This is a genomic window from Lactobacillus apis, assembly GCF_003150935.1.
In the GTDB taxonomy this organism is placed as follows: Bacteria; Bacillota; Bacilli; order Lactobacillales; family Lactobacillaceae; genus Lactobacillus; species Lactobacillus apis.
The window spans coordinates 1,248,637-1,258,138 of sequence record NZ_CP029476.1 but is presented as its reverse complement, the minus strand read 5'-3'; the positions used below and the strand labels follow the sequence as shown (position 1 = coordinate 1,258,138).

Here is a 9,502-nt window from a genome sequence, read left to right as displayed (position 1 = left end):
TTTTAAAACAACAAAATAGGTACAGAGTAATATAAAACTCTGTACCTATTTTTTATTAACTACGATTTAAAAAGAAGTTAGACTACTCGAGTCATCCGATCTTTTTATTCATAGCGCAAGGCTGTAATTGGATCTAATTTTGCAGCTCGTCTTGCTGGCAACGTTCCTGCTAAAAATGTAATTAGGCAAATGATACCGACGATTAACAAGCTACTGGACCAATTAAACTGGACTAAAACAAAACCATCTATTCCTTTAAGGAAACTACTTGTTGCTGCTTTATTCAATAATTGGCCTAAGCCTATTGCAGAAATTAATCCTAATAGTGACCCGATTAATCCTATTAAAATAGCCTCACAGCTAAAAATTGAGAATACTTTCCCGCGGCCTAAGCCAAGGGCTTTCATCAAACCAATTTCACGTGTTCGATCACGAACTGACATGTAAAGCGTATTGATAACACCGAAACTAGCAGCAATCAAGGCAATTGCTCCAAAGATAATTAACACTCCGGTTGCTGCATTAAAGGTTTGAAATAGTTGTTTGACGGCTTCCTTTAGAGTTTGTGCTTCATAGCCCTTTTTGCTAAGGGCCTTTTCGGCCTTTGCAACTGCTGCGTCGCTTTTTCCAACTGGAGTTGCCACAACTTCGGTATAACGATCTTTAAGTGCTTTCGGCAGACCATCTTGGTTGGCGGCAACAATTTTTTCACTTAAGCCATGACTGTATACTGATTGACCACTGTTTACCATACTCTCATTTCTAATACCAACAACTTTTGCAGTGATAGTTGATTTTTTCTTGGTAACAGGTGAAATAACAATCAAGTTTATCTTTTTGCCGATTATCTTACGAACATTTTTATAGCCAAAAGCCTTAGCCATTTCTTTTGTCAATAAAATCTCTGATTTATTTCCAGAAGTAGCCACTTGTTTACCAGCAAATAAATCATATTTGATACCAAGGGTAGTTTGCGCATTGATCACATATTTAGTCTTACTTTTACTTTGAGCATATTCAACGTTATCATCTTTCATTGCTTTAACGTTTTTAATTCCCTTGGTGCGCTTGATTTTTTCGACATCTTTTTTAGTCATCATGCCGTCAGCGTTTTGACTACTTTTCTTAGTGCTATATTTCTGCGGTCCTGTACCATCTCCAGCTGAGTATTGCGGTGAAATGATCATTTGTTCAGTGTTACCAACATTACCAATTTGTTTATGTAAATAGTCATTAACACCCGTATTGATTCCTAGCGTAATACTAATTGTTAAAGAACCAATTAAAACGGCAATAATAGTTAATAGAGTTCTTCCTTTGTTATGCCATAAGTTGGATCCAGCAGAGTTTAAAATATCACGGAATTTCATTAGAAATCTCCTTTCACTACTTGACCATCTTTAATTTGGATTTGACGATCACATTTTTGGGCTAAGTCTGGATCGTGGGTAACGATAATCAAGGTAATACCTTTTTCACGATTCAGTTTGAAAAGAATGTCTTCAACTTTTGCACCGGTATTAGAGTCTAAATTACCTGTTGGCTCGTCGGCAAAGATAATTTCTGGATTGTTAACAAGTGCTCGGGCGATACAAACGCGTTGCTTTTGACCACCTGATAGAGCACTAGCTTTATTATTCATTTTTGCTTCTAAACCAACCGCTTCAAGTGCAGAAGTTGCTAATTCACGTCGTTTTTTGCCAGTTACACCAGCTATCTTCATTGGCAACATAACGTTCTCGAGAACATTATCTTGTGCATTGAGGAAAAATTGTTGAAAAACAAAGCCAAAAGTCTGGTTTCGCAACTTGTTTAACGACTTTGCCTTAATTTTTGCTGTTGGTTGGTCATTTAGTAAAATGCTGCCTGAAGAGGGATGATCTAGCAAAGCCATAATATGCATTAAGGTTGATTTGCCAGAGCCACTTTTACCAATGATAGCAACTGATTCTCCTTTTTCAATCTTCAAACTAACGCCGCGTAATGCCTGAAAGCTAGTTGTTCCTTTCCCATAAGTACGTGTAATATCTCGCGCCTCAATTAAACTCATTTTATTCACTCCTTTTGTACTGCTGTCATATATAAATAATACACTAGAGAATTTAAAATTCAATACATTATGGAACTAAAATTAAAAAAAGATGTAAATGAGAGTAATGTAGAAGCGTAAAATTCATTTGTTGTTTAACTAATTGAAGTTTAATTGGCACTTCGTTTGCAATCGGCTGGCTTGCATAACTTGCTTTTGCGCTCTACAATATTATATAAAATATAGTATAGAGGAGATGGAAACATGCATTTTCAAATTCAGTCACGCTTGCTTGACGGTGCAATTTTATCCTTTATTGATGAAGAAAGTCTTTATGGGTATGCAATTGCTAAGCGTGTTAGATCAATTTTTGCTGTATCAGATTCTTCAATATATCCCGTACTTAAGCGGTTAAAAAAGCAGCAGCTTGTTACTACTTATGATCATTCATATCATGGTCGTAATCGCCGTTACTATAAGATTACAGCAGCAGGAAGCACTGAATTACACACAATTGCTAAGGAATGGTGGAGTTTTAGTAACAAAATTAATGAGTTGATGGGAGAAGAAAATGGATAAAATAATCGAAAAGTATATTAATGACTTAAACAATAATTTACTAGATCTTCCGCATGATGAACGCCAAGATGTAATTGAGTTTTACCAAGAATTTTTATTTGATGGCAATTTTAGTAGTGAAAAGGAGATTATCAAGGATTTAGGTACACCAAAGCAGTTGGCACGTATGATTTTGGCAGATTACTCAGTCTCCAAGGATGTACCCCAACCTGATATGCATGAAAAACCAAGCTCCAAAACCAACCTAAAAACAATTTGGCTAATTTTGCTTGGTGTTTTAGCGGCGCCCGTTGGCATTCCCTTGGTCTTAGTAACGTGTTTTTTGATGATTGCGGCTCTAGTTGCATTTTGCGGAATTTTTGTTGCTGTTGTACTGACTACGGTTGGCTTATTTGCATTGGGAGTTTTCATCCTGTTAAAAACTTGTGGATTACTTTTTAGCAATTCTTGGTCAACAGGGTTGTTTTACACAGGAATTAGTATTTGCCTGATTAGCTTGAGTCTATTCTTATTCCCGCTAATTATTAAATTCATTCACTTCTTGATCGCTGAATGTACAGTCTTTTTCCGCTATCTAGGTAGAAAAATTTTCAAGAACCATTATTATAAAACAAATTCTGCAATGAAAACGGAGGGATAATGATGAAAAAATTTTACCAAATAACTGGGCTAATCGGGGTTATCGGTATAATTGCCGCACTACTAGGTTGGGCGAATGCTGGAGTAAATCCAGTATTCGATAATCATAATCAATTTACCTTTGAGACTTCTGGCAGTACGGTACATAAACGCGAGTTAACTACCAGCCCTAACTTTGATCAAATTATTGTACAAACTGACAACTCTGATATTTATTTGCATTCTGGTAAAAAGTATCAAATTACAGTTACTGGATTAAACCCTAACGCAGTCAAAGCCAAAGTTAGAAAAAAGCGACTTGAAATTAACGAATCTCGTCCGGTTGCGATTAATTGGCGAAATGATAGCTCTCAAATCGATATCACGATTCCTAAAAACAAGTATTTAGCTGAAGTTGATAGTAGTAGCGACAATGGCAACCTTAATATCAAAAGTATCTCAATAAATGATCTTTTTGCGAATGCACAAAATGGTAAAGTTACTGTGGATAAACTAACTGCTAAGAAGACCATTTTTGCTAGCTATGGTAATCATCGGATAGATATTGGCAATTCAGATATCGGCAAGTCGCTTATTACAATTCATGGAGGTCAATTAAAAATTGATCACAGTAAATTAACTGCGGATGCCAAAGCATACTCAAGTCAGGTAGCGATTACTGACTCACAACTAATTAACCGAAACTCTTTCCAAATGCTAAGAAAAGGCGATTTTACAATTAAAGCTGCGCCTAACCTCAGCTACAAGCTCGCAGCCGACGGACCAAATATTAGGTACAAGGGTCAGAAAATCAATAATAAGTTAACCAAGAAGTTGTCAGCTAAAAACAGCCTCGAAGTATTCGCAGCAAAAGGAACAATTACAGTGGAATAGGACTAAAGTAACTGAACTCATTTTCAAAACCACCTTTAATCCAAGTTGACTTCTTGTCTTTAAACCAGCATAATCAGCAATAACAATTTTTTACTAAGTGCAAACGGCACAAGAAGGAGTGGATTATAATGTTGAAAAAACCATCTAAATTAGCTCAAGGTGACAAAATTGCTGTTGTGAGTCTGTCACAGGGAACACTAGGTGAGGACTTTGCAGCTCATCAACTTAAGCTGGGTAAAAAAAGAATTGAAGAACTTGGGTTAACACCTATTTTTATGCCTAATGCTCTTAAAGGAATAGATTTTGTCAAAAATCATCCTGAAAAAAGGGCGGCCGATCTGAAACAAGCTTTTCTTGATCCAGAAATAAAAGGAATAATTGCGGCTATTGGCGGCGATGACACATTCAAGATTTTGCCCTTTTTAATGGAAGACGAAGAATTTAAACAGGCAGTGGTTAAGCAGCCAAAACTTTTCACCGGTTTTTCAGACACAACGATTGACCATCTGATGTTTTACCGGCTAGGGATGCAGAGCTTTTATGGTCTAAGCTTTTTAAATGATTTTGCAGAACTTGATACAGAAATGCTGCCGTATACGAAGAAGACAATCGAGCACTTTTTCACCAATCCTGCCACTACTGAAATTCCGGCGAGTGAAACTTGGTATGAGGAAAGAACAGATTTTTCTGCTGCCCAAGTTGGCCAACCACGTGTCAGTCACCAAGATTCTGGATATCAAGTCTTGCGCGGACACGGGCAAGTTCAAGGTCATTTGTGGGGTGGCTGTATCGATAGCATTTATGATGCACTAGATGGAGAACGCTATAGCGATGAACCAGCAGTGATTGCACGTTATCAATTGCTTTTAAAGCCAGAAGAAACTAAGGACAAAATCATCTTTCTTGAAACTTCTGAAGAACAGCCGGAACCAGCTTTGTATCGGAAAAAGTTGACGCGCCTCGCTGAAGCTGGAATTCTTGAAAATGCGCAAGCAATTTTAGTTGGCAAACCTCAAAACAAAAAGTACTTTGCTGAATATCAAAAAGAACTGCTTGAAGTAACACAAGAATACAATACACCTATTTTGTATAACGCCAATTTTGGTCACGCTTATCCACATACGGCATTGCCATATGGTGCGTTAGCGAAAATCGACTTTGATCAGCCAAGTCTGACAATTATGGAACCATGGTTTGCATAATTACAAGAAAAAGCCATCTAGCATAGAGCTAGGTGGCTTTTTGTGTGAATAAATTAAAAATTAGCGTGAAGGACTGACCCAAGTTCCAGAGCCATGACCCAAGATAGTTTTAATTGCAGGAACAAAAGTTGTCACAATAGTAAGCGTGTTGATAATCCACAAACATAATAGGTAAATTGGCGCAAATAGTAAATACTCAATCTTATTGCCTTTGCGGTCAATCATTAGTGCGATAACTAATTGCATTGTACCCGCAATCATTTCAAAGCAAATCAAGATTAAAGCTGAGAATAACAAGTAAACTAACTGGGACCAATTTTGTGTAAGTGCAAAATTACCTACTAAATAGGTGAAAACAAATGTGGCTAACCAGAAGAAGAAAGACCAACAAATGCTTAGTGTTTGATCCAGTAACATTAATGACTCACCTAAATTTTTGAGTGGATGGCGTAAAACCTTTCTTAAATTGGTCAACCAAACTTCGGTTCCACCCTTTGCCCAGCGCTTACGTTGGTGGTAGAGTTCTTTGAGCGTTTCTGGAACAAGTGTGTAAGAAATGATTTCAGGGGCAAAAACTGCCAACCAGTTGTTCAGTTGGTGGTCCCAAGCAACACTGATGTCTTCGGTTGCCCGGTCCTGTCGAAACATCCCCACATCAATTAGGGCACTCTTGCGGTACATCGTGTTCGCACCGCTATAGGCAAAAATACTACCGAAAACCCCCATTTCCGCTCTTTTAATAATGCCAACAATGCTTGAAAATTCAACTGTGGTCGATTTGGTAATCAACTTGGTTCTATTCCGAACTTCCACATTAGAAGTCACAGCAGCGATATTTTGTCCTTCCGGACTATTAAAATAATTAACGTAGCGCATCAGAGCATCTGCTTCTGGAAGTGTATCCGCATCGTTGCTGAGCACTAAGTCACCTTTAGCAAAAGCGAGGCCGATATTAAAAGCATGAGCCTTACCCTTATTTTCAGCTAAGCGAATTACACGCAATCGCTTAGATTGTTGCTGCAATTTATGCAGAATTTTGGGTGTATTGTCGGTTGAGCAATCGTCGATCACTAGTACTTCATAATTAGTGTAGTTTAACTCATTAAGTAGGTAGCTAATCGTTTCTTTAATTGTAACCTCTTCATTATGAGCGGGAACCATGATGGTAATAAAGGGCTGTTCACGTGAGTCCAAAATCGTGAAGTTCCTCTTTTTGTTTTTAAAAACATATTTATAACAAAGTCCACCAACGAACCAGGCCAAACCGCCTAAGATTGGGTAGGAAACTAAAATCAAAAATAGTACTTTAAAAACTGTTTTAGCTATTAGCCAGATTGATGTCATAACTTCCTTTCTCCTTTGGCAAATAGTGTCTGAGCAAAGTCAGTCTCAAGGTTTTGTTGCGGCTCAACACAATAAAAACTGCAGTTGTGCCGTTCGTCCGAGTTACCAAATTTCTCCTGCCAGGCCTGTTCGACTAGTTGTGAACGCTCTTGTTGCCGGTCTTGGTCAACTACGAGATGGTCACGCCAGCTAGCAGCGAAGCGATAATTGTTTAAAAAAGTTAATGTTAGATAGGAGATGCTGATAAAAACAAAGTAATCGTCAAAGAATTTTGCTAAAAATTCCAGTGGACGCAAAATAGCAGTATTGTAGTTAAAGGGGAGTAGGGATGCAAAGTGAGGCTGCCAAAGTGGTAGGGCTAATCCAAAAAAGGGCAAAAAAACAAATAGCCAGCCGAGCAAAGCTATGCTTGTTTGCTCGATTTTTAGGTGCCAATCTCCACTAGTAAAATAGTCATCTTTAATTAAGTCAGTTGTTCTTTTCTGCTTCAAAGCAATTTCCCTCCTTGCTAGGTAAACTGTGCATTAACAAAGTGCGTTTTATACTTTATTATGGTTTGGCTTTATGTGCAATTTTGAATACCCAGCTTTAGAAATTTTCAAGAAAGATTATCATTTGCTTAACTACTTTAACCTTACTTAATAAATGTCGAAGTAAATTAAAGAACAATTCTAAGCGCTCTAACAAAGTCATTTTCAAATAAATGACTCTGTTTTTGTGCCAAAAATCATCGCAGAAGTCTGCGATATATTTGCATAAAGTGCTGTAGCACCTTGTTTACTAGCTGTGAATAAAAATATGCTTTTTCCACTTAATATGGAAAAAGCTTGTAATTACAAAATATTGATAACAGTTTAGTATAAATAAATGTAAAGGGTTTCAAAATAAGGAAGTGAGAACAGGTAATGAAATTTTCAGCTAATGACGTTTATTTGGACGTCAATGAGCAAAGTGTTGATTCCTTTTTAAAGTATGCTTCGCAAGTTGCTTGTAATGCAGGTTTTGCTGCAGATGCAAGTGAACTAGAGCAAAGCTTTTTGGCAAGAGAACAAGAATATCCAACTGGGTTAGAAGACGGTTTTGCAATCCCACATGCAAAAACGGAGACAGTCAAGCGGCCAGGTTTTATCTACTTCAGATTGACCACACCACTTGATTGGCAAACATACGATGACAAGCCGGTGACGGATGTATTTGCGTTGATGGTGCCACCAGAAAATGCTGGGGATGAGCACTTGAAAATGTTAGCAAGTTTGTCTACTGCCTTACTTGAGGATGATTTCAAACAAGAGTTACGTCAGTTGACCTCTAAAGAAGAGATAGCCAACTTTATTAATCAAAAGATTGGAGAATAACTATGAATGTAGTAGGAGTTTCAGCATGTCCAGCTGGATTAGCCCATACTCCAATGGCAGCTAAAGCCTTGGAAAAAGCGGGTAAGGAATTAGATTGGAATGTCAGAATTGAGCAACAAGGGATGATGGGTCCAGTTAATCCAATTACTCAAGCAGAAGCAGATGCAGCTGACTTTGTCTTGATTGCATCTGATCAAAAAATCACTAGTATGGAACGTTTTGAAGGTAAACCAATTATTCGAGTAGATATCAACACCTGTATCAAGGCACCTAAAGCTGTCTTGAAGAAGTGTGCTGCTGCGGTTAAGAAGGAGAACTAAAAATGAAGAGAATTTTGAAAGAATGGGAAGGAGCCATTATGAGTGGGATCTCTTACATGATCCCGACAGTTATTGGTGGTGCGCTAGTTGTTGGTGTTCCGCAATTAATTGGTATGTGTTTTGGTTATGGTGACCTTTCTAAATTTGCCAAAACTGGTGGCTTTTTCCACTTGCTTTATCAAATTAACTCCGTTGGTTGGATAGGTATCGGCCTAGTTAACCTGGTTATTGGTGGCTACATTGCCTATGCGCTTGGTGACAAACCAGCTTTGGGAGCCGGCTTTATCGGTGGACAATTAGCAACCAATAACCAACTTGGCTTCATCGGTGCGATTGCAGCTGGTTTGATTGCAGGTTATGTTGCACGTTGGTGCCGTAAAATCAAAGTTCCAGAAAAGTGGAATTCAGCTATTGAATTAATTGTTATGCCACTTTTAACCGTTGGTTCGGTTGCTTTGTTTGTTGGTGTAGTCTTAACACCGCCACTTGCCTGGCTTAATAATGGTTTAACCTCATGGGTTAAGTTCATGGTAGAACAAAAGACTAACGCTATTTTGTTAGCTGCCATTATGGGCGCCATGATTGGTTCAGACCTTGGTGGTCCTATCAACAAGGCAGCTTGGGGTGTAGGTAACTTCTTCTTTATCGAAGGAATTTACCAACCATGTCTCTATACTAACATCGCCATTTGTGCAATCCCAATGGGTTACGCACTTATGAGTTTCATTTGGCCTAAGAAGCGTTTCTCAGCAGAATTGCTAGAGATGGGTCATAACAACTTAATTATGGGTACATTTGGAATTACTGAAGGAGCTATTCCATTCATGATGAAAGCTCCTCAATTAATCATTGTAAACGTTATCGGTGGTGCACTTGGTTCAGCAGCAGGTGCATGGCTAGGTGTTAAATCACATATCCCACCTCTAGGCGGTTTACCTGGAATTTTAACAGCCGACAATATTTTAGCTTACCTCGGCGGAATTCTAGTTTGTGCTTTGTTCATTGCAATTGTCGCTCCATTAGTTGCTGACTTTACTGACAAAGATTCTACACCTGGTGAAGAATCAATGAGTGATGATGATATTGAATTAAACATCCAATAATATGAAACCGAAAAAACTATAGTTGGGAATCAAATCAATCTTTTCTAGCTATAGTTTT

Annotated in this window: 11 protein-coding genes; 7 read left to right on the top strand and 4 right to left on the bottom strand. The window is 38.1% G+C overall.

What is annotated here, in order from left to right; genetic code table 11:
* Positions 1-104: 104 nt before the first annotated feature.
* Both DKL56_RS05970 and DKL56_RS05965 read right to left on the bottom strand, forming a co-directional pair.
* The gene (locus tag DKL56_RS05970; RefSeq protein WP_109715750.1) at positions 105-1,370 is read right to left on the bottom strand and encodes an ABC transporter permease; all 1,266 of its coding nucleotides are present in this window, start codon (positions 1,368-1,370) and stop codon (positions 105-107) included.
* Positions 1,370-2,050, bottom strand: a complete 681-nt coding sequence (locus DKL56_RS05965) for an ABC transporter ATP-binding protein (RefSeq protein WP_074425741.1) — start codon at positions 2,048-2,050, stop codon at positions 1,370-1,372. The genes DKL56_RS05970 and DKL56_RS05965 overlap by 1 nt, the downstream gene beginning before the upstream one ends.
* A gap of 243 nt (positions 2,051-2,293) precedes the next feature.
* On the opposite strand from DKL56_RS05965, the gene DKL56_RS05960 reads away from it, so the two are divergent.
* The 4 genes from DKL56_RS05960 to DKL56_RS05945 all read left to right on the top strand — a co-directional run bounded on the left by DKL56_RS05960 (position 2,294) and on the right by DKL56_RS05945 (position 5,322).
* Positions 2,294-2,608 carry a PadR family transcriptional regulator gene (locus tag DKL56_RS05960; protein WP_109715749.1) on the top strand — a complete coding sequence of 105 codons (315 nt, stop codon included), beginning with the start codon at positions 2,294-2,296 and terminating at the stop codon, positions 2,606-2,608.
* On the top strand, positions 2,601-3,248 hold the full coding sequence (locus DKL56_RS05955; RefSeq protein WP_109715748.1) for a DUF1700 domain-containing protein: 648 nt from the start codon (positions 2,601-2,603) through the stop codon (positions 3,246-3,248). Before DKL56_RS05960 ends, DKL56_RS05955 begins: the two co-directional genes overlap by 8 nt.
* Positions 3,248-4,120, top strand: a complete 873-nt coding sequence (locus tag DKL56_RS05950) for a DUF4097 family beta strand repeat-containing protein (protein WP_109715747.1) — start codon at positions 3,248-3,250, stop codon at positions 4,118-4,120. The genes DKL56_RS05955 and DKL56_RS05950 overlap by 1 nt, the downstream gene beginning before the upstream one ends.
* 131 nt (positions 4,121-4,251) lie before the next feature.
* Entirely contained in the window at positions 4,252-5,322 is a 1,071-nt protein-coding gene (locus DKL56_RS05945) for a S66 family peptidase (protein WP_162542533.1), read from the top strand.
* 60 nt (positions 5,323-5,382) lie between these two features.
* Here the strand turns inward: DKL56_RS05945 and DKL56_RS05940 are convergent, their stop codons facing one another.
* A complete protein-coding gene (locus DKL56_RS05940; protein WP_109715745.1) occupies positions 5,383-6,666 on the bottom strand; it encodes a glycosyltransferase family 2 protein in 1,284 nt (427 codons plus the stop codon).
* Positions 6,663-7,157, bottom strand: a complete 495-nt coding sequence (locus DKL56_RS05935) for a cell division protein (RefSeq protein WP_109715744.1) — start codon at positions 7,155-7,157, stop codon at positions 6,663-6,665. Before DKL56_RS05935 ends, DKL56_RS05940 begins: the two co-directional genes overlap by 4 nt.
* A gap of 414 nt (positions 7,158-7,571) precedes the next feature.
* Here DKL56_RS05935 and DKL56_RS05930 point away from each other — a divergent pair, with 414 nt between their 5' ends.
* From DKL56_RS05930 to DKL56_RS05920, 3 genes are read left to right on the top strand one after another with little or no spacing between them, the layout of a single operon-like run.
* Positions 7,572-8,021 carry a PTS sugar transporter subunit IIA gene (locus DKL56_RS05930; RefSeq protein WP_074425736.1) on the top strand — a complete coding sequence of 150 codons (450 nt, stop codon included), beginning with the start codon at positions 7,572-7,574 and terminating at the stop codon, positions 8,019-8,021.
* Between the two features lie 2 nt (positions 8,022-8,023).
* Positions 8,024-8,341 (top strand): PTS fructose transporter subunit IIB, encoded by a 318-nt coding sequence (locus tag DKL56_RS05925; protein WP_046307502.1) that lies wholly within the window; start codon positions 8,024-8,026, stop codon positions 8,339-8,341.
* Between the two features lie 2 nt (positions 8,342-8,343).
* Positions 8,344-9,444 (top strand): PTS fructose transporter subunit IIC, encoded by a 1,101-nt coding sequence (locus tag DKL56_RS05920; protein ID WP_046307501.1) that lies wholly within the window; start codon positions 8,344-8,346, stop codon positions 9,442-9,444.
* The last annotated feature ends 58 nt before the right edge of the window (positions 9,445-9,502 follow it).

What these genes read in the sequence shown, in the direction of transcription:
- DKL56_RS05930 (WP_074425736.1), top strand. Translation starts at nt 7,572, where the DNA reads ATGAAATTTTCAGCTAATGACGTTTATTTGGACGTCAATGAGCAAAGT.
- DKL56_RS05940 (WP_109715745.1), bottom strand. Translation starts at nt 6,666, where the DNA reads ATGACATCAATCTGGCTAATAGCTAAAACAGTTTTTAAAGTACTATTT.
- DKL56_RS05950 (WP_109715747.1), top strand. Translation starts at nt 3,248, where the DNA reads ATGATGAAAAAATTTTACCAAATAACTGGGCTAATCGGGGTTATCGGT.
- DKL56_RS05970 (WP_109715750.1), bottom strand. Translation starts at nt 1,370, where the DNA reads ATGAAATTCCGTGATATTTTAAACTCTGCTGGATCCAACTTATGGCAT.
- DKL56_RS05960 (WP_109715749.1), top strand. Translation starts at nt 2,294, where the DNA reads ATGCATTTTCAAATTCAGTCACGCTTGCTTGACGGTGCAATTTTATCC.
- DKL56_RS05920 (WP_046307501.1), top strand. Translation starts at nt 8,344, where the DNA reads ATGAAGAGAATTTTGAAAGAATGGGAAGGAGCCATTATGAGTGGGATC.
- DKL56_RS05955 (WP_109715748.1), top strand. Translation starts at nt 2,601, where the DNA reads ATGGATAAAATAATCGAAAAGTATATTAATGACTTAAACAATAATTTA.
- DKL56_RS05925 (WP_046307502.1), top strand. Translation starts at nt 8,024, where the DNA reads ATGAATGTAGTAGGAGTTTCAGCATGTCCAGCTGGATTAGCCCATACT.
- DKL56_RS05965 (WP_074425741.1), bottom strand. Translation starts at nt 2,050, where the DNA reads ATGAGTTTAATTGAGGCGCGAGATATTACACGTACTTATGGGAAAGGA.